This window comes from Streptomyces sp. NPDC101490 (genome assembly GCF_044767145.1).
GTDB lineage: Bacteria > Actinomycetota > Actinomycetes > Streptomycetales > Streptomycetaceae > Streptomyces.
Genome location: NZ_JBIWNI010000004.1, coordinates 90669 through 113096, shown reverse-complemented (window position 1 = coordinate 113096; position 22428 = coordinate 90669). Strand labels below are relative to the sequence as shown.

The following is a 22428-nucleotide window of genomic DNA, read 5'->3' as shown; positions in this document are numbered from 1 at the left end:
GTGGGGTGCCGGATGCGCCCGTCCGTCAGATCTCGGGCCGCAGCATCGGCGGGTTGAGGAGGGTGGCCCCACCTGCCCTGAAGAGCTGGGCGGGGCGCCCTCCCTGACGGGTCGTGGTGCCTCCGGCCGGAACGAGGAAGCCGGGCGTGCCGGTCACCTTCCGGTGGAAGTTGCGGGGGTCCAGGGACACCCCCCAGACGGCCTCGTAGACGCGCCGCAGCTCTCCGACGGTGAACTCCGGCGGACAGAAGGCCGTGGCGAGCGAGGAGTACTCGATCTTGGAACGGGCGCGCTCCACGCCGTCGGCGAGGATCCGGCCGTGGTCGAAGGCGAGTGCACCGGCGGCTCCGGCTCCGGCCGCTTCGGTTCCGGTGGCCCCCTCCGCGTCCGCGCCGCCGAGCAGTTCCTCGACGGGCGCCCAGCGGGCACTGTCCGCGTCCCCGCCCGCCCTCGGCGCGGGAAGGTCGGGGGCGAGGGCCAGGTGGGCCACGCTCACCACCCGCATCCGCGGGTCGCGGTCGGGCGCCCCGTAGGTCGCGAGCTGCTCCAGGTGGGCACCGTTGCTCGGCACCGGCGGCGGGGCGGCGGGGTCGTGGGCGCGGAGCCCGGTCTCCTCGACCAGTTCGCGGGCCGCGGCGGCCCCGAGGTCCTCCTCGGCCCGCACGAAGCCTCCGGGCAGCGCCCAGTGCCCCTCGTAGGGTTCCTCGCCCCGACGCACGACCAGGGTGCAGAGCGCGTGGTGCCGCACGGTGAGCACGACCAGATCGACGGTGACGGCGAAGGGCGGGAAGGCCGACGGGTCGTAGGGAGACATGCGCCGATCATAGTCGTCTTCCTGACGATAAACACGCCTGGCGGAGGCACCGGCGAGGACTTCCTCACCGTGCACCGGGGCCTGCCCCGTGTGCGTTCCCGGCATTCCCTCACACCCCCAGCTGGAGGCCCTCGGCGGCCTCCTCGATCATTCCGAGGCCCAGGCGGCCCACGCGTACGGCGAAGGGCTCGCCCGCGACCACGAGCCCTGAGAAACGGATCGCGCCCCATGGGGCGGACCGCATCGGATGGGTCGACACGGAACGGCCCGGGGCGTCGGGCCGGATTCCGGCGAGGGCCAGCAGGGCGTGCACCGCACCGGCCGCCGCGACGGCCGCCGGACGGCAGGCCGCCGGGTGCGGGACCGGCCGGGCGCCCGCCGTGCGCTGCTCCCCCGCGTACATCTCCGGCAGTCGACGGCCGAACCCCTCCGCCGCGTCGAGCAGCCCGCGCAGCAGCGAGGCGGCTTCCCTCTCGTGTCCGGCGGCGGCGAGCCCGGCGACGGCGACCGCCGTCTCGTGGACGCGCACCGCACCGGCCCGGTGTCCGAAGGGGTTGTGGCCGGGCTCCTTGGTCCCCAGACCGCGCAGGCCCCAGCCGGAGTCGAGGGCGGGGGTGCCGAGCAGCCGGGCCACCTGGCCGGTCCGGGTCTCGTCGAGAAGACCACGCGCGTACCGGCCGCCGCCGAGCAGTCCGGTGTCGAGCAGATGCGCGGCCCAGCCGCCCAGCTGGGTCCACGTCCGGCCCTCGCGCGTGCGGGCCGCCGCGGGGCGCCCCCCGGCCGGGTCGTCGAGCCAGAACTCGTGCCCGAACCGCTCGCGCAGTCTCCCCGCCGTCTCCCGCAGCGCGTCCCCTCCCGGCCGGTCGCACGCGTCGAGCAGGTCCGCGCCGAGGAGGGCCGCGCGGTGCGCGTGGGCCTGGGTCTCGGCCCGCCAGGGGCCGCCGGGGCCCGGATCCGGCACCAGGCCGCTCCCGCCCGTCGCGCGGCGCAGCCAGTCGAGGCAGCGCTCCGCCACCGGCAGCAGCTCTTCCAGGTCCGCGGCCGGGAGTCCCCATCGGCGGGCCTCCGCGAGGACGGCGGGGAAGGCGAGGGTGGACTCGATGCCCGTACAGCGGGGCGGGAGGTGGGGGCCCGCGTCCCGGAGGGGGCCCTGGACGCGTCCGGAGTCCGGCCCTCGGCCCGGGATCTGGGTGCGCCCGAGGGCTCGCAGGGTGGTGGCGGCGAGCCGGGTGCCCAGGGGGAGCGCCATGCGCGCGGCCCAGAGGGCCTCGGCGGTGACCGGTCCGCAGCGCCAGGGGACTCCGGCCGCGAGGTGGACGTCCGCCGGGTGGGCGGGGTCGCGCTGGAGCAGGGCCCGCAGGTCTTCGACGGAGGTCCGCAGCAGTTCCCCGGGGCGCGGGTCGTCGCACTCGGCGCGGGCCTCGGCGAGGAGGTGTCCGCCGGGCCGTCCGGCGCCCGCTCCCGGTGCTCCGGTGGACCGGCCGGGCTCGTCGCGCAGCCGCAGCCGGACGGTGAACGCGGCTCCCGGGGCCAGTTCGGCCTCCCAGCGCAGGACTCCGGCCGCCGCCAGGGCGTCCATGGGCGGCGGGTCCGCCGTGACGGCGACCGACCGTCCGTCGGCCCCCGTCCAGCGCAGTCCGGTGCCGTGCACGGTCGCGGGGAGTTCGGGTCCGTGCCGTCCGGACGCCACCGCGCCCAGGTCCGCGAGATCCGTGCCCAGGGCGATTTCCACCGGGAGCCGGAGGGGGCGGAGAACGGCGCTGCGCAGGGTGACGCGCTCGGTCCCGTCGGCGCTCCGGGTGCGTTCGACGGTGATGCCGGGGTCGGGTCCGGGTGTTCCGGGGGCGTGCAGGACACCGGTGAAGACCGCGCGGTCCGCCGTCGCCATCCGTCCCTGGAGGGCGACGGGCTCCCGCCCCGCCACCCTGAGGACGCACCGCGAGAGGAGCCGTCGGCCCGCCGCGTACACGCCGTCGGGTCCGTCGCCGGTGAGCTGGCCGTGTTCGGGGCAGATGGCGAGGGCGGGCAGGGCCACGCAGAGGAGCGCGCCGTGCACCGAGGGGAGTTCCGTGGGACGGGCCGCCGCGCGTGGGGGCGCGGCGGCGGCCGGGGGACGGTCCGGCGGGGCGCCGAAGGGGTGTCCGGTGGGGCGGCCGGGGGCCGGGGCGGGGCTGAGGGCCATGGCGGGTAAGGGGTGCTCTCTGTGCGGACCGGGCGGCCGGCGGGACGTCGGCGGGCCCCTTGCGACGGCTCCGCCAGAGAGCTGAACGCGTCGGTGGGCGGCCGGGTCACGGCCGTCATCGTCCGCTCCTGCTGCCGCGCTGCCCGTCGGGCTTCGCGGCGCCGCGCCCGGGGCGGGCGGCGGCGGGTCCGCCGGGCCTGACTCCGGCGCCGGGGCGGCGTACCGCTCCGGTCCGTCGGCCCTGTTTGGCGAGGGTCTGGCGGGTGCCCTGCGGGCGGGCCGCGTGCGTGGGCGGGCGGGTTCCCCGCGCGGCGGACGGCTCGGGCTCCTTCACGGCGGACCGGGAGTCCCGTTCGGCCCGCAGGCAGGAGCGCAGCGACTCCGGGTCGAGTCCCTCGTTGCACGCCTGGTGCAGCAGGCGGGCGAAGACGTACTCGGGGTCGGCGTCGAGGGCGAGGCCGAGGGCGACCCTGGCGGTCGGTTCGTCGCCGGTCGACCAGGCGGTCCAGGCGGCGAGGGTGAGGGGGGCGGCGGCGTGTTCCTGGTAGGGGGTGACGCAGCGCCGGGCGAGCACGCGCCAGAGACGCAGGGCCGCCGAGCCCTCCCAGCCTTCCATCCACTCGGCGGCGCGGTCCCGGGTGACGCGGTCCTGGAGGCCGAGGATGAGCGCGGCGGCCTCGTCCGCGTCGACGAGGGCCTCGTCGGCCGCGTCCCGCTCCGCCGTGCCGCCGCCGGGCCCGCCCGTGCCCGGCGGGGTCCCCGCGCCCGGCGGCGCTGCCGGAGCCTTCGGGTCGCCGCCGCTCTTCGCCGCGCTCGCGCCCCCTTCGTCCTTCGGACCGGCGAATCGGCGGAGGATCTCGCGGGCGAGGGTCAGTGTCCGCTCGCGCACCTCCTCCCGTCCGCCGCCTCCGGTGTCGGTGAGGATCTCCGGGACGATCGAGGCGGCGGTCGTGTCGAGCGCCGTCCGCTGCCTCTCCTCACCGGGTTCCTCGGAGGGCCTGAACCGGTTCTCCATGTCCCGGAGGGAGCCCCGCACCCGCACTCCGGCGTAGGTCGCGGCGGCGGCCATCACCGTCGTCCCGCTGAGCGCGAGCGGGGTGCCGTCGGGCGGACAGCAGCGGGCGTCCGGGCAGCAGTAGGAGAAGTACAGGCCGTCGGTGATGCAGAGGGCCTCGTAGACGGGGATGTCCAGGGCCCCACAGGCGGTGCGGAGTCGCTGGGCGAAGGGGCGGAGACGCTCCATGACCCGACGGCCCGTCTCGCCGGGCCCGGGGTCCTGGCAGAGGAAGACGACGATGCCGTCCGGCCGGGTGCCGCCGCTCCTGGCGTCCCCTTCGACGAGGCATTCGGCGAGGTGGTCGGCGGTCGACTCCCATTCGCCGGGCGAGCGGGGGATGCCGAGCCTGACCCGGCCGCCGAAGCGGCCTCGCTCGCCGTGGAGGGCGACCAGGACGACGGAGTCGGTGGGGTGGAAGCCCAGCACGAACGGCAGGGCATCGGCCAGTTCGGCCGGGCCGCGCAGGGTGACCTGCTGGGTACGGGTGGGTCCGCTGGTTTCATGACGATTCGCGTTCATGGTCAGGACCGTCTCGTGATCTCCCGAATTCCGAAACCCCTGTGGATAACTTCCGGAACGAGGCTTTCGCGGCCCACTGAGTTGTCCACAGATTCGGTGCCGGGTGCGCTCCCTGTCCTCCGTGTCGCGTTGCATGGAGCCATGACGCGATCAGCCTCGGCCACCGACCGACACCGAACCACCCGATGGGGCACGTCGGGCCGTCCGTTTCCTGACGGCCTCACCGCCGCGCGCACACGGCGGGGGTCCCGCCTCGGCCGTCGCTCAGGCGGTGTCGCGGCCCACTGCGGCGGCCCGGCGGCCCATGTGCGGACGGGGCCGGGCCCGGGCCGACACGACCGTGCTGTCCAGCGGTTCGCGCGGGTACGGCGGGAAGGCCTCGCAGGAGGTGGGCAGGTCCAACGGGACACGGCGGCGTCCGGAGGCGTGGACCCCGAGCTCGGCGAACCGGCGGCGGAAGCCGGGATCCGGTTCGTACCCGGCCACGGCCGTCAGCCGGACGAACGGTTCCTCCGGCAGACCGCCCCGCCCGAGCGGATCCTCGCGCACCACGTGGGCGGTGTGGCGGGCGTCCCGGTCGTCCGGCTCGTCGGCGACGCCTTCGGCGCCCAGCGGCCGGGCCACCTCCGTCACACGGACCGTGAAGGCGTCCACGACTCAGCCGGCCGCGGCGAGGACCAGCGGGAGGACCTGGTCACCGCCCGCGCGGCGGAGCAGCCGCCCGGCGACCGCGAGGGTCCAGCCGGAGTCGGTGCAGTCGTCCACGAGCAGCACGGGGCCCGGGGTGGCCGCCATGGCGCCCGCCAGCTCGTCGGAGACGACGAACGCTCCGGTCAGCGTCCTGAGCCGCTGGGCGGAGTTGCTGCGGCGTCCGGCGTGGGCGCCGTCCGGTCCCGCGTACGACAGGGAACCGAGGTACGGGAGGCGCCCGACGGACGCGATCCCGCGCGCGAGCGAGTCCACCAGCCGCGGACGGGTCAGCGACGGCACGGCGACCACGCCCACCGGGCGGGCGGAGGCGTCGGGGACGTTCGGCGCCCAGCCGCCCGGCGAGCGCGCCCAGTCGGCGAGGACGGCCACCACCGCCTTGAGGACATCGTCGGGAACCGGGCCGTCGGGGGCGTTCTCCGCCAGGAGGGGACGCAGCCGGTTGCCCCAGCCGATGTCCGAGAGGCGGCCCAGCGCACGTCCGGTGGAGCACTGCTCGCCGACGGGGATGCGGCCCTTGAGTTCGATGCCGAGGGCGGACATGCCCGTCGGCCACATCCGGCGCGGTTCGACCTCCACTCCGGGCCGGTCCAGTTCCTTCTCGGCTCCCGACAGCGCCTCGGACGAGACGGAGGAGCCGATCCAGGCACCGGCGCAGTTGTCGCACCGGCCGCACGCGACCGCGCCCTCGTCGTCGAGCTGCCGACGGAGGAACTCCATCCGGCACTGGGAGGCGCTCACGTAGTCACGCATCGCCTGCTGCTCGGCCGCCCGCTGCCGGGCCACCCAGGCGTAGCGCTCCGTGTCGTACACCCAGGGCTGTCCGGTGCTCTGCCAGCCGCCCTTGACCCGCTTGACCGCACCGTCCACGTCGAGGACCTTGAGCATCGTCTCCAGCCTGGTGCGGCGCAGGTCCACCGCCGCCTCCAGGGCCGGCACGGACAGTGGACGCCCCGCGTCGGCGAGGGCCGCCAGGGTCTGGCGGACCTGCGCCTCGGGCGGGAAGGCGGTGTCGGCGAAGTACCGCCAGATCGCCTCGTCCTCCTTGCCCGGCAGCATCAGCACCTCGGCGTGCTCCACACCACGTCCCGCGCGCCCCACCTGCTGGTAGTAGGCGATCGGGGAGGACGGGGATCCCAGGTGGATCACGAACCCCAGGTCCGGCTTGTCGAAGCCCATGCCGAGCGCGGAGGTCGCCACCAGGGCCTTCACCCGGTTCTGCTGGAGGTCGGCCTCGGCCTGGAGCCGGTCGGCGTTCTCCGTGCGACCGGTGTAGGAGTCCACCGTGAACCCGCGCTGCCGCAGAAAGGCGGTGGCCTCCTCGGCGGCCGCCACCGTGAGGGCGTAGATGATCCCGGAGCCCGGCAGCTCGTCCAGGTGCTCGGCCAACCAGGCAAGACGGTGCGCCGCGTCCGGCAGCCTCACCACACCCAGCCGCAGGCTGTCCCGCTCCAGCGAGCCCCGCAGCACCAGGGCCTCGCTCGCACCGGTGCCCAGCTGCTCCGCCACGTCCGCCGTCACCCGGGAGTTCGCCGTCGCGGTGGTGGCCAGCACCGGAACACCGGGGGCGAGCTCCCCGAGCATCGTGCGCAGCCTGCGGTAGTCGGGCCGGAAGTCGTGACCCCAGTCGGAGATGCAGTGCGCCTCGTCGACCACCAGCAGACCGGTCGTGGCCGCCAGCCTGGGCAGCACCTGCTCGCGGAAGTCCACGGAGTTGAGCCGCTCCGGGCTCACGAGGAGGACGTCGGTGGCGCCGCTCTCGATCTCCTCGTAGATCGTGGCCCACTCCTCCGGGTTGGCGGAGTTGATCGTGCGCGCCCGGATACCGGCCCGCTCCGCCGCCTCCACCTGGTTGCGCATGAGCGCCAGCAACGGCGAGACGATCACCGTGGGCCCGGAGCCGCGCCGTCGCAGCAGGGCCGTGGCCACGAAGTACACGGCCGACTTTCCCCACCCGGTGCGCTGCACCACCAGGGCCCGGCGGCGCTCCTCCACCAGGGCCGACACCGCCTGCCACTGGTCCTCCCGCAGCCGCGCGGAACCCGTGGGGTCACCGACCAGTTCGGCGAGGACGGCATCGGCTTCGGCACGGAGCTCCAGGTTGGTCATGCCTCCATGCAACCCGACGGCACCGACAATCGGCGAATCCGGCGGTGTGACGAACGGGTCACGAGCGGTGGTCGTGCCGGGGGCCGGGAGGATCCTCCCGGGGGCCGCCGCAGGCCCGGGCGGGTGACCCGGGCCCGGTGCCGCGTCCACCGCGGTCACACGGAGGTCGCGTCGGTGGAGGGCTTGTCGGTACCGGCGGCTTCCGCGGGCGCCCGCGCGGACATGACGGGGAAGACCAGCAGGAGCAGGAGGACCAGGGCGGACAGGGCGGCGCCGATCAGGAAGCCGGTGCCGATGGAGGTGGCGCCGATGACCGGCCCCAGGACGAGGGGGGCGACGAACTGGCCGGTGAAGTTGGCCGTTCCGGACAGGGACATCGCCTGGCCGCGCTTGGCCACGGGCGCGGACTCGCCGATCATCATCGCGAGGGCGGGCACCACGACGCCGCTGCCGAGGCCGAAGACGAAGGCGGCCACGGTGAGGAAGATCCACTGGCCGCTCAGGCCGATCAGCAGGAAGGCCAGCGCCCAGGCCACGGTGGCGAGACGGAGCAGGTTCACGTAGCCGAGCCGGGCCTTCATCTTGGCGTAGAACAGGCCGATGAGGCTGCCGCCGACGGAGGTGCTGGTGGTGATGAGCGCGATCAGGAAGGGGGCCTCGACAGCGACCTCGGTGAGGCGCTGCGGCAGGAAGACCGCCAGCACGTAGAGGAGGAAGGAGCCGAAGAAGGAGAAGGCGTAGAAGACCAGGAGGCCGGGCTGATGGCGCAGCAGGGTCACGATCCCTCCCTTGGCGCGGCCCGCGGGGGGAACGGCGGGTATCACCAGGAGCGTCAGGATGCCGACCGGGACGCCGAGGAGGTAGACGGCGAACGGTGCGTGCCAGGACAGTCCGCCGAGTGCGCCGCCGATCAGCGGCCAGATGATGCCGCCGAGGCTGAGGGCGGTGGAGCGCCAGCCCGCGACCCGGTCGCGCTGCTCGCCCTGGAAGAGCGCGAGCAGGGCGACGGTGGTGCCGACGAACACCGCCGCCGCGCCGATCCCGAAGGCGAACCGGCTGATGATCAGGGCGGTGTACGACTCGGTGACCAGACCGGCGCCACCGGCGACGCCGTACAGCAGGAGTCCGCCGGCGAGCGGGGTGCGCAGGCCGAAGCGGTCGATGGCCCAGCCCACGAACGGGCTGACGATGGCCAGGGAGAGTCCGTGCGCGGTGAGGATGAGGCCGGCGGCGGTGCCACTGACGCCGAGTTCGCCGCGGATGACCCCGACGACGGGGGCGATGACGGCGCCGGCCATCAGGGTGAGGGTGGAGGCGAGCAGCAGGACGAACAGGGTGGCCCGGTGCGAAGTGGACGGAGTGGTGGGGCCCGGTAAGGACACGGCGGATCTCCTCGGAACGGAGCGGCTGGAGGGGCGACTCGGCGTCGCCGTGATCGCATCGTGCAACCTCAAGCACGGTTCAGGTCAACCGCGTCGGCGGCGGTCACGTGCGGGGTTCGAGCGGCGCTCCAGCGGCCCTCGTCCGGTCCGCTCAGGCGTCGAGCAGCGGCTTCCACCAGCCCGGGTTGTCGCGGTACCAGGCGACGACGCTCCGCAGCCCCTCGTCCAGGGTGCGGTGCGGGGCGTAGCCCAGTTCGGCCCGGATCAGGCCGTCGTCGATGGCGTACCGCAGGTCGTGTCCCTTGCGGTCCTCGACGTGGCGGACCATCGAGCGGTCGGCGCCGCAGAGTTCGAGGAGCCGGTCCGTCATCTCCCGGTTGGTGAGGCTGGTGGCGCCGCCGATGTTGTACGTGCCGCCCGCCCTGCCGCCGTCGAGGACGAGCTGGATCGCCCGGCAGTGGTCGTCGACGTGCAGCCACTCCCGTACGTTGCCGCCGTCGCCGTACAGCGGCACGGGGATGCCCCGCAGCAGGTTCGTGACGAACAGCGGGATCAGTTTCTCCACGTGCTGGTGCGTGCCGTAGTTGTTCGAGCAGCGGGTGACGCGCACGTCGAGGCCGTGCGTCCGGTGGTAGGCGCGGGCCAGCAGGTCGCTGCCCGCCTTGGACGCGGAGTACGGCGAGTTGGGCAGCAGGGGCGACTCCTCGGTCCAGGCGCCCTCGGCGATGGACCCGTACACCTCGTCGGTGGAGACATGGACGACGGTGGGCACCCCGGTGCGCAGACAGGCGTCGAGGACGCTCTGGGTGCCCAGTACGTTGCTGTGGACGAAGGCGACCGAACCGTCGACGGACCGGTCCACGTGGGACTCGGCGGCAAAGTGCACGACGGCGTCGTGGCCGGGCAGCACGCGCCGCAGCAGCGCGTGGTCGCACACGTCGCCGTGGACGAAGGACAGCCGGTCGTGGCCGATCGGCAGGTTCTCGGTGTTGCCCGCGTAGGTGAGCTTGTCGACGACCGTGACCCGCGCGTCCTCATGACCCGGGTACCCGCCCGCGAGGAGGGTGCGCACGTAGTGGGAGCCGATGAATCCGGCACCGCCCGTGACGAGGATCCTCATACCGGCACCTCCGCCTGTGTGTGGTCTCCGATGATCAACCGGTTGTACGGGCCGTCGTCCTGGGCGCGGACCCGGGCCCAGCGGCCGATCACACAGCCGCGCAGTTCGGGGACGTCCGTGATGGAGGCGCCCTCCAGGACGATGGAGTTCTCGATTCCGGCGGATTCCAGGACGCAGTCCTGTCCGACGGCCACGTTCGGACCGATCCGGCAGTCCCGGACGACGCTGCCCGCCCCGATCACCACGGGGCCGGTGAGCCGCGATCCGGTGACCCGGGCGCCGGGCTCGACGACCACCCGGCCCTCCACCACCGTCGTGGCGTCGATCTCGCCGGCGGCCACCGGCCCGGTGCCGTCGCCGTCCTCGGTGCCCATGCGTTCCAGGAGCACCCGGTTGCACTCCAGGAGGTCGTCGATCTTCCCGGTGTCCTTCCAGTAGCCCTCGTACTCCTGGGCGGTGACGGTCCAGCCGCCCTCGATCAGGTACTGGAGGGCGTCGGTGATCTCCAGTTCGCCGCGGGGGCTGGGGCTGATGGCGCGGGTGGCCGTGTGGATCGCGGACGTGAAGAAGTAGGCGCCGATGACCGCCAGGTCGCCGCGTGGTTCGGCCGGTTTCTCCACCAGGGCGCGTACCACTCCGTCCGCGTCGACCTCCGCCACTCCGTACTGCCGGGGATCGGGGACCTTGGTGACGAGGAGTTGGGCGGCGGGACGGCGGCGCCGGAATTCCGCTGCCGCTTCCGCGATGCCCTCGGCGAGGACGTTGTCACCGAGGTACATCACGAAATCCTCGTCGCCGAGGAATTCGGCGGCGAGCGTCACGCAGTGCGCGAGGCCCAGGGGCGCTTCCTGTTCGAGGTAGGTGATGCGCATGCCGAAGCGGGAGCCGTCGCCGATCGCCTTCTCGATCTGCGCGCCGTGGCCACCGACGACGACGGCTGTCTCTCTCACTCCGATATTCCGCAGGTTCTCCAGGCAGTGCACCAGAACGGGCTTGTTGGCCACGGGAACCAGTTGTTTCGCCATCGAGTACGTGAAGGGACGTAAGCGCGTCCCCTCGCCTCCGGACAGTACGAGCGCTTTCATGGGCTTCCCAGCGGTTCTCGAACGGAGATGCGGTCGGGAACAACCTCCGGTCCCCCACTCGACTCCGGTTCGAGCCACCGTCGAATTCCGCCTGGGACCGTCCGAGGCGTCACGCACCGGACGACGAGGAGCTGAAGTCGATGGCGGAGAAGGCCCTGACCCCCGACGAGGTGGGCGAGTTCTACGACGACCGGGGGTGGCTCTGGGAGATCTTCATGGGGCAGAACCTGCACATCGGCTACTGGGACGAGGCCGATCCGGACGTCGATCCCAAGGACCGGCTCACCGATGTGCTGATCGAGCGGGTGGCGCTCGGCCCGGGACAGCGGCTGCTCGACGTCGGCTGTGGGCAGGGGCGGCCGGCCGTCCGGCTCGCGGTGGCCTCCGGCTGCGAGGCGCTCGGCATCACCGTGAGCGCGGACCAGGTCGAGACGGGCGACCGGCTCGCGCGGGAGGCGGGCGTCCACGACCGGGTCCGTTTCGAGCGGGTCGACGCCATGAGGCTCCCCTACGAGGACGGTTCGTTCGACGCCGTGTGGGCGGTCGAGACGCTGATGTACCTCTCCGACCGGCGGGCGGCGCTGCGGGAGATCGCCCGTGTCCTGGCCCCGGGCGGGGTGTTCGTCCTCGCCGACTACACGGAGTCGGGTCCGCTGACCGAGGAGTGGCGGGCCGTCCTGGAGGAGGGCTTCACCGTCGGCTCGCTGCCGACCGCGGACGCGTACACCGACATGATCGGCGGCGCGGGCCTGGAGATCGTGCACCACGAGGACGCCACCCCGCACCTGCGCCGGTCGGCCGCCCGTATCGACCGGCTCGTCGCCGACAACTACCCGAAGGTCGTGGAGAAGGGCGGGCGGGAGTTCGCGGAGGAGTTCAAGGCCATGATCGGCAAGATCTCCGCACTCGAACGCGACCTCCTCGGATACGTCATCACGACCGCCCGCAGGCCCCTCGCCTGAGCAGGCTCCGCTTCCGGCCCGCTTCCGGCCCGGTTCCGGCCGGTTCCGGCCCGGCCGCGGCCCCGGGAGAAGCGGGGTCCAGTGGGTGTCGAGCGGCGTTCGAGGCCCGTTCCGGACGATCTCCGCATGAGGATTCTCTTTGTGGCGGGCGGCACCTCCGGAGTGATCTTCGGCATCGTCCCGCTGGCCCAGGCCGCCCGTAACGCCGGACACGAGGTCTTCATGGCCGCTCCGGAGAACGTGATGCCCACCATCACCCAGGCCGGTGTCCCCGGCGTCGCCGTCTCGTCGAAGGTCATGCACGACGCGCTCGTCGACCGCCGGGGCGTCCGGGTCCCCGTCCCCGAGGACCTGCACGAGCGGTACATCTTCAACGGCCGCACCTTCGGCCGGTACGCGGCCTCCTGTCTGGACGGGCTGCTGGACCTGGCCGACCGGTGGCGGCCCGACGTGGTGGTGGGCGGGGCGCTGGCCTTCGCCGCGCCGCTCGTCGCCGCCCACGCGGGCGTGCCCTACGTCAAACAGGCCATCGACATGGGCGAGCCGCGCACCATCGACCTGGGCGCGGCCGCCGAACTCGGCCCCGAACTGGAACGGCTCGGCCTGTACGACATGCCGCGCGCCGACCTGTTCATCGACATCTGCCCGCCCAGCCTCCGCCCGGCGGACGCGCGGCCCGCGCAGATGATGCGCTACGTGCCCTATGCCACGCAGAAGCGCGTCGAACCGTGGATGTACGCCAAGGGGGACCGGCCGCGCGTCCTGGTGTCGGCGGGCAGCCGGGTGACCCCCGAGTCGGACTTCGACATCCTGAGCGGGCTGGTGGACAAGGTCGGGAAGCTGGAGGTGGAGCTGCTCATCGCCGCTCCCGAGACCGTGGCGGAGAAGCTGCGTCCGCTCCCCGGGCACGTGCGGGCCGGGTGGATACCGCTGCACGCGGCGGCCCCCACCTGCGACCTCGTGGTCCACCACGCGGGTGGCAACACCACCATGGGTTACGTGTCCTACGGCGTGCCGCAGGTCCTCATCCCGTACCTGCCCTACTGCGTCGACTACAGCCGACGGCTGAGCGACCACGGCTCGGCACGGATGATCGATCCCGTGGACGACTCCGCCGCGACCATCGCGGACGTCTGCGCGGAGATGCTCGCCACCCCCTCCTACCGGGAGCGGGCGCGGGAGCTGGCCGACGAGGTCGCCGGGCTGCCCCGGGCGGCCGAGGCCGTGACGGCGATCGAACGGCTGACGGGCCGAGGTCTCTGACCTTCCGGCCGGGCCGGAGCCATGACTTCAAGGCGTACGAGGGCGAGAGGGAAACCACGTGATCAATCTGTTCCAGCCCGCGGTCGGTGACGAGGAGCTCTCCGCCGTCGCCGACGTGTTCCGCGACAAGTGGCTCGGCCACGGCCCGCGGACCAAGGCCTTCGAGACGGCGTTCGCCGAGCACCTCGGGGTCGAACCGGACCGGGTCCTCTTCCTGGCCTCCGGCACGGCCGGACTCTTCCTGGCCGTCGAGTCCCTCGGTCTCGCCGGGGGCGACGAGGTGGTCATGCCGTCGATGAGCTTCCTGGCCGCGGCCAACGCCGTCCTGGCGTCCGGGGCCCGGCCGGTCTTCTGCGACGTCGACCCACGGACCATGAACCCGTCCTGGGAGGACATCGAGGCGGCCCTCACGCCCCGCACCCGGGCCGTGCTGCTGCTCCACTACGGCGGCCAGCCCGGACACGTGGCCGAGATCGCCGGACACTGCCGGGAGCGCGGCCTCACCCTGATCGAGGACTCGGCCTGCTCGATCGCCTCCACGGTCGGCGGCAGGACCGTGGGCACCTTCGGGGACCTGGCCATGTGGTCCCTGGACGCGGCGAAGATCCTGACCACGGGCGACGGCGGCCTGCTGTACGTACGGGACGCCGAACAGGCGGCCCGGGTGCGGCGGCTGGCCTACCACGGCCTGACGCGGGCCACCGGCCTCGGCTACGCCAGGGTGTCCCACCGGTGGTGGGAGCTGGAGGTGCCGGAGATCGGGCGGCGCGTCATCGGCAACGACCTGACCGCCGCGATCGGCACGGTGCAGCTGCGACGGCTGCCGGAGTTCGTCGCCCGCCGCAGGGAGATCGTCGAGCGGTACGACCAGGAGCTGGCCGACGTGGCCGGGCTGCGGCTGCCCCCGCCCCTGCCCGGCCACCACACGTCCTCGCACTACTTCTACTGGGTGCAGATGGACGCCGCGATCCGTGACGGCGTCGCGGCGGACCTCCTCGCCGCCGACATCTACACCACGTTCCGGTACGCGCCCCTGCACAAGGTGTCCGCCTACGGCTCCGACAAGGTGCTGCCCGCCACGGACCGGGCGGCGGGCGGGACCCTCTGCCTGCCCCTGCACCACGGGCTCGGTGACGACGACGTCCTGACGGTCACCCGGCGGCTGCGCGAGGCCGTGGCCGCCCGGGGCCGGGCCGTCGGCACCGCCTGAACGGCGGAGGAAGGGACCGGGAGGGACACATGCGCCTGCTCTTCATGGCCACGCTCGGACAGACCCTGCACGAGGTCACCCTCGGGCTCGACCTGGCCGCGCAGCTGAAGGACGCCGGGATCGACGCCCATTTCGTCGTCGACCGCTACAACAAGGGCCAGCTGGACGCGGCCGGACACCCGTACACCCTCGTGGACACCTCCATGGGGCCGGGCGTGCGCGAGGTCGTCGCCGGTGCGGTCCGGCGGGCACGGCCCGACGCCATCGTCCTCAGCGACTACATGGCCCACTGGCTCACCCACGTCGTCAACTACCGGACCGACCCGTGGTTCGTCGACGACTTCGGACCGCCGGTCATCCCCATCGACTCGGTGAACCTGGAGAACACCGGTCTCGAACTGGAACTCCTCGGCCGCCCCACCCTGGTCAGCGACCGCATCCTGACCGCGCCCGCCCATCTGCTCCCGGTGCCCGCGAACCGGCCCGACGCCACCGGCGGACGAGGACTCCCCTACCGCGCCGCCCGGACCCCCGCACCGCCCTCCGAAGCCGCCAGGAAGGAGCTGCGCCGGTCCCTGGGAGTCCGTGACGGGGAGCGGCTGCTGATGCTCCCCACCCTGCCGTGGCAGCGGATCATGCAGACCCAGGCCGGGCCGCTCACCCGCGAACTGGCCGTCCGGGTGCCCCGGCTGGTCGGGCGGTACCTGCGTCGGCTGCCGTCGCACACGCGGTTCCTGGCCGTCGGCCCGTACCTCGAAGGCTTCGGCCTGCCCGAGGACCGGCTGCGCGTCGAGGAGTCGTACACCGCGGAGCGCTACGCCTCGCTGCTCGGCGCGTCCGACGCGGTGCTCGCCCTGTTCCTGCCCTCCTTCGCGCTGGAGCGGGCGGTCCTGGCCGACGTGCCGGGCCTGTTCACCGTCAACACCTTCGACGTCGACGGCGAGCCGGGGCTGCGCCTGCTCTCCGACGCCTTCGGCGGCGTCTCGCCCGCCGTGCGCTCCTGGCTGGCCGCGTTCCCCGGCCCGGTGCCGCCGTTCCACATGTGGCCGCTCCGGTGGAACGCAGTCGTGAGCCGCCTCCTGGAGGCCAATCCGCTGACCACGACCGCGCTGCGCGCCGAACTCCTCGACGAGGAGTCGGTGGTGGCCGGTCTGGAGGCCGTGCTGTACGACCCCGGTGTGCGGGACCGGCTCGCCGGGGCCCGTGCCGACTACCGCGACGCGATCACGGGGCTGCCGGAGACCGTCGAGGTGTTCCTGACGGCGGCCCGCCGGTGCGGTGTGACCGTCTGACCGTCCGACCGCGCGGGCGGGAACGCCGGAGGCCCCGGGGCGGCATGGCCGGCCCGGGGCCTCCGGTGTCGTTCAGACCGCGGCGAGCAGGGCGCGCAGCGAGTCGTCCAGACCTCGGCGGGGCCGCCACTCCAGCACCCGGCGGGCGAGGGTGACGTCCAGCGCCTGCCAGGCGGCGGCCGAGCTGGCGGAGCCGCCGGGGCCCGCGCCCGGCTCCGGCCGCGCGGCGGCCGACCGGCGGACCGGGACACCGCTCAGCTCCACCAGCCGGTCCACCACGTCCTGGACGAGGACGGCCCGCCCGCTGCCCACGTTGACGACGCGTCCGGTCACGAGCGCGCGGGGCGCTCGGGCACAGGCGACGACCGCCTCGGCGACGTCCACGGCGTCGACGAAGTCCCGCCAGGCGGTCGCCGGTGCCAGGTCCCATTCCATCGGCCCGGGCCCCCGGTGCGCGGCGAGCCGGGCGGCGAGGGAGCCGAGCAGGCTTCCGGTGGGCGCGCCCGCCCCGCAGACGTTGGCGACCCGGAGGACCACCCCGTCCGCGCCGGACGTGCGAACGGCGTCCAGCACGGCCCGGGTGGCCCGGAGTTTGGTCCTCCCGTAGGCGGTGTCGGGGGCCTCGGGACGGTCCTCCGCGAACGGCCGGCCGGCGGTCCCCGGCCCGTACTCGTGGACCGTGCCGAGCTGGATGAGCCGGGGGCGCCCCGGTACGGAGGCGACGGCGTCCAGGAGGCGTCCGACGAGGTCCGCGTTGGCGGCCTCCTGCTGCTCGGGGGCGACGCCCCAGACCTGGCCCGCGGCGTTCACCACGGTGTCGGCTCCGGTCTCGTCGAGCAGCCGGGCGAGCCGGTCCGGTGGCTCCCGCAGGGGGTCGAGGTGCTCCCAGCGCTCCACGGGCGGCGCGGCGGAGCCGCCGGGCAGGCCCCGGGATATCCCCGTCACCCGCAGCCCCGCCGACCGGAACGCCACGCAGAGGTGGCGCCCGAGGAAGCCGGTGGCGCCCAGGACGACGACCGGGGCGTCCGTCATCGGTTCACCCCCGCCACGCGGCCAGGACACCCGCGGCGAGCGTCTCCTCGAGCGAGGCGGCGCCCGCGTCCCTGTCGGAGATCAACGGCGGTTCGGTGAAGCCCCAGGGCAGGTCCAGGTCCGGATCGAGGGGGTCGATGTTGATCTGCGTCCCCGGAACGTAGGTGGTGGAGACGACGTAGCAGATGCAGCTGTCGTCCGCGAGGCTGAGGAAGCCGTGGGCCACGCCCTCGGGGATGTAGAGGCAGCGGCCGGAGTCGGCGTCCAGTTCCGTGACCACGTGGGCGCCGAAGGCGGGTGAACCGGTCCGCAGGTCGACGATGACGTCCCGCAGGGCGCCGCGTACGCAGGAGACGTACTTGGCCTGGCCGGGCGGGACGGCGACGCCGTGCAGTCCGCGCAGGACGTTCCGGTGCGAGACCGAGAAGTTGATCTGCCGGGGCAGGAAGGGCCGCCCGATCGTCTCCGCCAGCAGGTCGGTCCGCAGCGACTCGTAGAACGTCCCTCTGTCGTCGGCGAGTTGATCCGGGGTGAGGACGTAGGCCCCCGGAACGGCCGTCTCCACAACGTGCACGAGGGGACCGCCTCACTTCGCGTCCGTGGATTCCCGGTGGGTGGCGACCACCCGCTCCAGGTCGGGCACCAGCTGGGCCGGAAGGGGCATCCGTCCGGTCTCCTCGCGCAGCCGCCGGGCCCCGGCCCGGTACGACGGGTCCTCCAGCAGGTCGCGGACGGCTCCGGCGATGTCGGCCGCGCTGTCGTTCTCGGGGTCGACCAGCCGGGCGGCGCCCCGGGCGGCGATGCGCGCGCTGTGCTCCTCCAGGCCCGGCAGGTACGGGACGAACACCTGGGGCACGCCGTTGGCCAGGCAGGTGAGGGTGATGTTGCCGCCGGCGTGGTGGACCATCACGTCGCAGGTCGGGGCGAGGACGTCCACGGGCAGCCAGCCGGCCCGCGCGCCCGCGGGGAGGTCCAGCCGGGCGGCGACGTCGTCGGGGGTGGCGATCAGCAGCTCGATGTCGAGCGGCGCCACCTTCTCGACCAGACCCTTGAGCAGGTCGAAGTCGTCGTCGGGGGTGACTCTGCTGCCCGCGCTGACCAGCACCCGGGGCCGGTCCCCCCTGGTGTACATCCAGGGTTCGAGAGAGCTCTGCGTGCTGCACGGGATGTGGCGCAGCGGCAGGGCGACGGGCGCGGTGGGGGGACGCACGCTCTCCGGCATGAGGGTGACGGAGAACGCGGGGGCCGGGGTGCCGTGGAGGCCGAGCCGTTCCATCTCGGGAGCCAGTTCGGCCGCCGCGGCGAGGTCGATGTCGAGGGGTTCGGCGATGTCGGTGGCGAACCGCACCCAGGGGACCCCCGCGTGGTGGGCGACGAGCGGTCCCGCGTACGCGAGGACGTTGCTGACGACGAGGTCGGGACGCCAGCGTTCCGCCAGGTCGATCAGGGCGTCGAGGGAGTGCGCCGCGAGCCTTCCGAACATGCGGCCGATGGCGATGTTGCGCTCCGGCCCCCGTGGTGGCGTCGGTACGAGGACGCCCTCCCGGTTCACCCGGCAGTCCTGGATCGTGCGTCCGGTGACGGAGACCGCGGAGACGCCCGAGCCGAGGATGGCCGGCATGGTCACCTCGGGGCCCGACATGATCACTTCATGGCCCGCGTTCCGGGCCGCCTGGGCCAGCGGGATGTCCGGGAAGATCGTCCCGGCACCGTTGCCTCCCACGAAAAGAATCTTCATGGGCGCATCGTCGGTTCCGCCCTTCGAGCCTCGCTCGAAGGCACTCGCACCTCGCGGGCCGGCGGACCTCCGGGCGGACCCCGGCGACGCCGCGGCCCCGCCGGGCTCACGGGGCTCTGAGCCCCGCCCGGTGGCACTCCCGCGCCCGCGGGCTCACGGGGCTTCGAGCGGATCTCGAAGGGCGTGCCGAACGCTGGGCGGGACCGAGGGGACCACCGTGAGCCGCCGTCCGGCTTCCCCGCCCCGGGAACGCATCCCACCTTCGAGGAGGCCGCCGTGTTCCGGCACACGTCCGAAGTCCACAGCTGGTACGCCGAACGCAGAAGTGCCCAGCGGCACGCGGTCACCCTCACCCGGCTGGACCGGCTCGAAGGCTGGTCCCTCGACCCGGCGACGGGTGACCTGCGGCACGCCAGCGGGCGGTTCTTCACCGTCGAGGGCCTCCAGGTGGAGACCGGCCACCGGGAGGCCGGTTCCTGGCAGCAGCCGATCATCGTGCAGCCGGAGTCCGGCATCCTGGGCATCCTGGTCAAGGAGTTCGGGGGCGTCCCCCACTTCCTGCTCCAGGCCAAGATGGAGCCGGGGAACATCAACCTGCTCCAGCTGTCACCGACGGTGCAGGCGACCCGGAGCAACTTCACCCGGGTGCACCGCGGCAACGCCGTTCCCTACCTGGACCACTTCCTGGCGCCGCGCCGGGGCCGGGTCGTCTTCGACTCCCTCCAGTCCGAGCAGGGCTCGTGGTTCCTGCGCAAGCGGAACCGCAACATGATCGTGGAGACGACGGAGGACGTGCCGCCGCACGACGACTTCCGCTGGCTGACGCTGGAGCAGATCGGCGACCTGCTGGCCGTGGAGAACCTCGTCAACATGGACACCCGGACCGTGCTGTCCGGCCTCCCCGGGACGTACGGGGGGAGGTTCGGCGACGCCGGGGCCGAGGACCGCGGGCTGCACCGGATGGCGGAGCTGCTCAGCTGGTTCACCGAGGCGCAGGTCGGGCGTCGGCTGGAGCAGCGGCGCGTGCCGCTGGCCTCGGTGAAGGGCTGGTCCGTGGACGACGGGCGGGTGAAGCACGAGGAGGGCCTCTACTTCTCGGTGGTCGGGGTGGACGTGGAGGCCGAGGGCCGCGAGGTGGGCCGCTGGTCCCAGCCGATGCTGGCGCCCGCCTCCCGGGGGGTCGTCGCGTTCCTCATCCGTACCGTGGACGGCCTGCCGCACGTCCTGGTCCAGGCCCGTACGGAAGCCGGTTCCCGCGATGTGCTGGAGCTCGGCCCGACCGTGCAGTGCGCCCCCGAGAACCACCGGCGGCGGCCCGCGGAGCTGCGGCCGCGCTTCCTCGACGGGGTGCTGGCCGCCGGGCCGACCCGCACCGTGCTGGACGTCGTCCACTCGGAGGAGGGCGGCCGTTTCCACCACGCGGAGAACCGCTACCTGGTGGTGGAGGCGGGCGACGGGGTCCCGCTCGACCCGGGCCCCGACTTCGTCTGGATGACGCCCGAACAGCTCGGCGCCCTGGTGCGGCACGGCGGCCGGGTGAACGTCGAGGCCCGGAACCTGCTGACGTGCCTGCGGTACCTGCGGTGAGCGCGGCGTCCGTGACCGGGCGGCCCGTGCGCCTGGGCGTGCTGGGCTGCGCCGACATCGCGGTCCGGCGGGTGCTGCCGTCCCTGGCGGCCGTGCCGGGGGTGACCCTGGCGGCGGTGGCGAGCCGGAGCGGCGCGCGGGCCGCGCGGGTCACCGACCGGTTCGGCGGCGATCCCCTGGAGGGGTACGAGGCCCTGCTCGCCCGCCCGGGCGTCGACGCGGTGTACGTCCCGCTGCCGGTCGCGCTGCACGCCCGGTGGGTGGAGCGGGCGCTGGCGGCCGGGAAGCACGTACTGGCGGAGAAGCCGCTGACGACGTGCGTGGCGGACACGGTCCGGCTCGTCGGCGCGGCCCGCGCGGCGGGACTGGTGCTGAGGGAGAACGTCATGTTCGTCCACCACCCCGCGCACCGGCACGTCCGGCGGCTGCTGCGGGAGGGCGCGATCGGGGAACTCAGGACCATGAGCGCGGCGTTCACGATCCCGCCCCGGCCCGTGGACGACATCCGCTACCGGGCCGAGCTCGGGGGCGGAGCGCTCTTCGACGTCGGGACGTATCCGCTGCGCGCCGCCCGACTCCTGCTCGGGGACGGGCTGGAGGTCGTCGGCGCGACCCTGCGGACCGACGGGGACCGGGGGGTGGACGTGTCGGGCGCCGCTCTGCTGGCCGGGCCCGGTGGGGTGACCGCGCAGGTGTCCTTCGGCATGGAACACCACTACACGTCCCGGTACGAGGTGGTGGGCAGCGGTGGACGGCTCGTCGTGGACCGGGCCTTCACCCCGCCGGCGGACCACCGGCCCACGGTGGTGCTCGAACGCCGTGACGGTACGGAGCGGCTGGAGCTCGAACCCTTCGACCAGTGCGCGGGCACCGTCGACGCCTTCGTACGGGCGGTCGCGACGGGAGCGGGTACGGCCGGGGAGGCGATCGTCCGGCAGGCGGAGCTGATCGCAGATGTCCATCGGAGCGGGACCCGCGGTGTGCGGGCGGCTCCACGACCGGCGCGAGACGCCGTGGGAGGCAAGGACCGATGAAGGACGCCAAGGCCCGCATTCTGGAGCAGGTGCGCGCGTACCACGGCTCGGACGAGAAGGAGTTCGAGCCCGGTGTGACCGCGGTGTGGCCCTCGGGAGCGGTGTTCGACGCGGACGACCGGGTCGCGCTGGTGGACGCCGCACTGGACATGCGGATCGCGGCCGGGGTCAGCTCGCGCCGGTTCGAGCGGGAGTTCGCCCGCTACTTCGGGCTGCGCAAGGCGCATCTGGCCAACTCGGGTTCCTCGGCGAACCTGCTGGCGCTCTCGGCGTTCACCTCGCCGCAGCTGGAGGACCGCAGGCTGTTGCCCGGCGACGAGGTGATCACGGTCGCGGCCGGTTTCCCGACCACCGTGAACCCCATCATCCAGAACGGCCTGGTGCCGGTCTTCGTCGATGTGGAGCTGGGCACCTACAACGCCACGGCCGAACGGATCGCGGAGGCGATCGGGCCCCGCACCAGGGCGATCATGATCGCGCACGCCCTGGGCAACCCGTTCGCCGTCGAGGACGTCGCGCGGATCGCCGAGGAGCACGGACTGTTCCTCATCGAGGACAACTGCGACGCGGTGGGCTCGACCTATCGCGGCAGGCTCACCGGGACCTTCGGCGACATCGCGACCACGAGCTTCTACCCGGCCCACCACATCGCGATGGGCGAGGGCGGCTGTGTGCTGACGGACAACCTGGCCCTGGCGCGGATCGTGGAGTCGCTGCGCGACTGGGGCCGGGACTGCTGGTGCGAGCCGGGCGAGGACAACCGCTGCTTCAAGCGGTTCGACTACCAGATGGGCACGCTGCCGCACGGCTACGACCACAAGTACATCTTCTCGCACGTCGGTTACAACCTGAAGTCCACCGATCTCCAGGCCGCCCTGGGGCTGAGCCAGCTGGGCAAGCTCGACGCGTTCGGGGAGGCCCGCCGCGTCAACTGGCGGTTCCTGCGGGAGGCCCTGGACGGCGTGCCGGGACTGATCCTGCCGCGCGCGACCGAGGACAGCGACCCGAGCTGGTTCGGTTTCGCCCTGACCGTCGCACCGGACGCGGGGTTCACCCGTGAGGGGCTGGTGGCCTTCCTGGAGAGCCGGAAGATCGGCACCCGCCGCTTCTTCGCCGGAAACCTCACCCGCCATCCCGCGTACCTCGACCGGCCGCACCGCGTCAGCGGTTCGCTCGCCAACAGCGACATCGTCGCCGGGCACACCTTCTGGGTGGGGGTCTATCCGGGGCTGAGCGAGGAGATGGTCCGCTACATCGCCGAGTCCGTCCGCGACTACGCGGTGAAGAACTCTTGACGTCCGTGCCGGGCCGCGACGACGCGGCGGGAAGGTCCC

The 22428-nt window shown here is 73.5% G+C and carries 18 protein-coding genes; 7 read left to right on the top strand and 11 right to left on the bottom strand.

The annotated features are described in order from the left end of the window. Positions 1 to 25 precede the first annotated feature (25 nt). The 8 genes from ACIRQY_RS11675 to ACIRQY_RS11640 all read right to left on the bottom strand — a co-directional run bounded on the left by ACIRQY_RS11675 (position 26) and on the right by ACIRQY_RS11640 (position 10976). Complete coding sequence (locus ACIRQY_RS11675) at positions 26 to 814, bottom strand: NUDIX domain-containing protein (protein ID WP_403924112.1); 789 nt, start codon at positions 812 to 814, stop codon at positions 26 to 28. A 109-nt stretch (positions 815 to 923) separates the two neighbouring features. Further along, complete coding sequence (locus ACIRQY_RS11670) at positions 924 to 2996, bottom strand: glycogen debranching N-terminal domain-containing protein (RefSeq protein WP_403924109.1); 2073 nt, start codon at positions 2994 to 2996, stop codon at positions 924 to 926. A 115-nt stretch (positions 2997 to 3111) separates the two neighbouring features. Further along, the gene (locus tag ACIRQY_RS11665) at positions 3112 to 4572 is read right to left on the bottom strand and encodes a DUF4192 domain-containing protein (RefSeq protein ID WP_403924106.1); all 1461 of its coding nucleotides are present in this window, start codon (positions 4570 to 4572) and stop codon (positions 3112 to 3114) included. A gap of 264 nt (positions 4573 to 4836) precedes the next feature. Next, positions 4837 to 5226: a hypothetical protein gene (locus ACIRQY_RS11660; protein WP_403924103.1), complete on the bottom strand. Its 390-nt coding sequence runs from the start codon at positions 5224 to 5226 to the stop codon at positions 4837 to 4839. Positions 5227 to 5229: 3 nt separating this feature from the next. Beyond that, positions 5230 to 7389 (bottom strand): RecQ family ATP-dependent DNA helicase, encoded by a 2160-nt coding sequence (locus tag ACIRQY_RS11655; protein ID WP_351793614.1) that lies wholly within the window; start codon positions 7387 to 7389, stop codon positions 5230 to 5232. Between the two features lie 155 nt (positions 7390 to 7544). Continuing rightward, positions 7545 to 8771, bottom strand: coding sequence for an MFS transporter (locus ACIRQY_RS11650; RefSeq protein ID WP_403924100.1), 1227 nt, complete (start codon positions 8769 to 8771; stop codon positions 7545 to 7547). Positions 8772 to 8922: 151 nt separating this feature from the next. After that, positions 8923 to 9891: a dTDP-glucose 4,6-dehydratase gene (rfbB, locus tag ACIRQY_RS11645; protein ID WP_403924097.1), complete on the bottom strand. Its 969-nt coding sequence runs from the start codon at positions 9889 to 9891 to the stop codon at positions 8923 to 8925. Further along, positions 9888 to 10976: a glucose-1-phosphate thymidylyltransferase gene (locus tag ACIRQY_RS11640; RefSeq protein ID WP_403924094.1), complete on the bottom strand. Its 1089-nt coding sequence runs from the start codon at positions 10974 to 10976 to the stop codon at positions 9888 to 9890. Before ACIRQY_RS11640 ends, rfbB begins: the two co-directional genes overlap by 4 nt. Positions 10977 to 11116: 140 nt before the next feature. On the opposite strand from ACIRQY_RS11640, the gene ACIRQY_RS11635 reads away from it, so the two are divergent. From ACIRQY_RS11635 to ACIRQY_RS11620, 4 genes are all read left to right on the top strand, one after another. Then, positions 11117 to 11938 (top strand): methyltransferase domain-containing protein, encoded by an 822-nt coding sequence (locus tag ACIRQY_RS11635; RefSeq protein ID WP_351793604.1) that lies wholly within the window; start codon positions 11117 to 11119, stop codon positions 11936 to 11938. 126 nt (positions 11939 to 12064) lie between these two features. Continuing rightward, entirely contained in the window at positions 12065 to 13201 is a 1137-nt protein-coding gene (locus ACIRQY_RS11630; protein ID WP_403924091.1) for a nucleotide disphospho-sugar-binding domain-containing protein, read from the top strand. A gap of 58 nt (positions 13202 to 13259) precedes the next feature. Then, complete coding sequence (locus ACIRQY_RS11625; RefSeq protein WP_403924088.1) at positions 13260 to 14411, top strand: DegT/DnrJ/EryC1/StrS family aminotransferase; 1152 nt, start codon at positions 13260 to 13262, stop codon at positions 14409 to 14411. 29 nt (positions 14412 to 14440) lie between these two features. Next, the gene (locus ACIRQY_RS11620) at positions 14441 to 15703 is read left to right on the top strand and encodes a DUF6365 family protein (RefSeq protein ID WP_403924085.1); all 1263 of its coding nucleotides are present in this window, start codon (positions 14441 to 14443) and stop codon (positions 15701 to 15703) included. A 72-nt stretch (positions 15704 to 15775) separates the two neighbouring features. Here ACIRQY_RS11620 and ACIRQY_RS11615 read toward each other — a convergent pair whose 3' ends face one another. From ACIRQY_RS11615 to ACIRQY_RS11605, 3 genes are read right to left on the bottom strand one after another with little or no spacing between them, the layout of a single operon-like run. After that, positions 15776 to 16735 carry an NAD-dependent epimerase/dehydratase family protein gene (locus ACIRQY_RS11615; protein WP_403924082.1) on the bottom strand — a complete coding sequence of 320 codons (960 nt, stop codon included), beginning with the start codon at positions 16733 to 16735 and terminating at the stop codon, positions 15776 to 15778. A gap of 4 nt (positions 16736 to 16739) precedes the next feature. Further along, positions 16740 to 17309, bottom strand: coding sequence for a dTDP-4-dehydrorhamnose 3,5-epimerase family protein (locus tag ACIRQY_RS11610; protein ID WP_403924080.1), 570 nt, complete (start codon positions 17307 to 17309; stop codon positions 16740 to 16742). A 12-nt stretch (positions 17310 to 17321) separates the two neighbouring features. After that, positions 17322 to 18473, bottom strand: coding sequence for a nucleotide disphospho-sugar-binding domain-containing protein (locus ACIRQY_RS11605; RefSeq protein WP_403924077.1), 1152 nt, complete (start codon positions 18471 to 18473; stop codon positions 17322 to 17324). Positions 18474 to 18749: 276 nt separating this feature from the next. Here ACIRQY_RS11605 and ACIRQY_RS11600 point away from each other — a divergent pair, with 276 nt between their 5' ends. Genes ACIRQY_RS11600 through rfbH form a run of 3 tightly spaced genes read left to right on the top strand, consistent with a single transcriptional unit; the run spans position 18750 to position 22389 of the window. Continuing rightward, positions 18750 to 20060, top strand: coding sequence for an NDP-hexose 2,3-dehydratase family protein (locus ACIRQY_RS11600; RefSeq protein WP_403924074.1), 1311 nt, complete (start codon positions 18750 to 18752; stop codon positions 20058 to 20060). Further along, the gene (locus tag ACIRQY_RS11595; RefSeq protein ID WP_403924071.1) at positions 20057 to 21094 is read left to right on the top strand and encodes a Gfo/Idh/MocA family protein; all 1038 of its coding nucleotides are present in this window, start codon (positions 20057 to 20059) and stop codon (positions 21092 to 21094) included. The genes ACIRQY_RS11600 and ACIRQY_RS11595 overlap by 4 nt, the downstream gene beginning before the upstream one ends. Continuing rightward, positions 21091 to 22389: a lipopolysaccharide biosynthesis protein RfbH gene (rfbH, locus tag ACIRQY_RS11590; RefSeq protein ID WP_351793578.1), complete on the top strand. Its 1299-nt coding sequence runs from the start codon at positions 21091 to 21093 to the stop codon at positions 22387 to 22389. Before ACIRQY_RS11595 ends, rfbH begins: the two co-directional genes overlap by 4 nt. The last annotated feature ends 39 nt before the right edge of the window (positions 22390 to 22428 follow it).

Excerpts from the sequence above, each read along its gene's own strand:
- ACIRQY_RS11675 (WP_403924112.1), bottom strand. The coding sequence starts at position 814 with ATGTCTCCCTACGACCCGTCGGCCTTCCCGCCCTTCGCCGTCACCGTC.
- ACIRQY_RS11670 (WP_403924109.1), bottom strand. The coding sequence starts at position 2,996 with ATGGCCCTCAGCCCCGCCCCGGCCCCCGGCCGCCCCACCGGACACCCC.
- ACIRQY_RS11665 (WP_403924106.1), bottom strand. The coding sequence starts at position 4,572 with ATGAACGCGAATCGTCATGAAACCAGCGGACCCACCCGTACCCAGCAG.
- ACIRQY_RS11655 (WP_351793614.1), bottom strand. The coding sequence starts at position 7,389 with ATGACCAACCTGGAGCTCCGTGCCGAAGCCGATGCCGTCCTCGCCGAA.
- rfbB (WP_403924097.1), bottom strand. The coding sequence starts at position 9,891 with ATGAGGATCCTCGTCACGGGCGGTGCCGGATTCATCGGCTCCCACTAC.
- ACIRQY_RS11640 (WP_403924094.1), bottom strand. The coding sequence starts at position 10,976 with ATGAAAGCGCTCGTACTGTCCGGAGGCGAGGGGACGCGCTTACGTCCC.
- ACIRQY_RS11635 (WP_351793604.1), top strand. The coding sequence starts at position 11,117 with ATGGCGGAGAAGGCCCTGACCCCCGACGAGGTGGGCGAGTTCTACGAC.
- ACIRQY_RS11630 (WP_403924091.1), top strand. The coding sequence starts at position 12,065 with ATGAGGATTCTCTTTGTGGCGGGCGGCACCTCCGGAGTGATCTTCGGC.
- ACIRQY_RS11620 (WP_403924085.1), top strand. The coding sequence starts at position 14,441 with ATGCGCCTGCTCTTCATGGCCACGCTCGGACAGACCCTGCACGAGGTC.
- ACIRQY_RS11615 (WP_403924082.1), bottom strand. The coding sequence starts at position 16,735 with ATGACGGACGCCCCGGTCGTCGTCCTGGGCGCCACCGGCTTCCTCGGG.
- ACIRQY_RS11605 (WP_403924077.1), bottom strand. The coding sequence starts at position 18,473 with ATGAAGATTCTTTTCGTGGGAGGCAACGGTGCCGGGACGATCTTCCCG.
- rfbH (WP_351793578.1), top strand. The coding sequence starts at position 21,091 with ATGAAGGACGCCAAGGCCCGCATTCTGGAGCAGGTGCGCGCGTACCAC.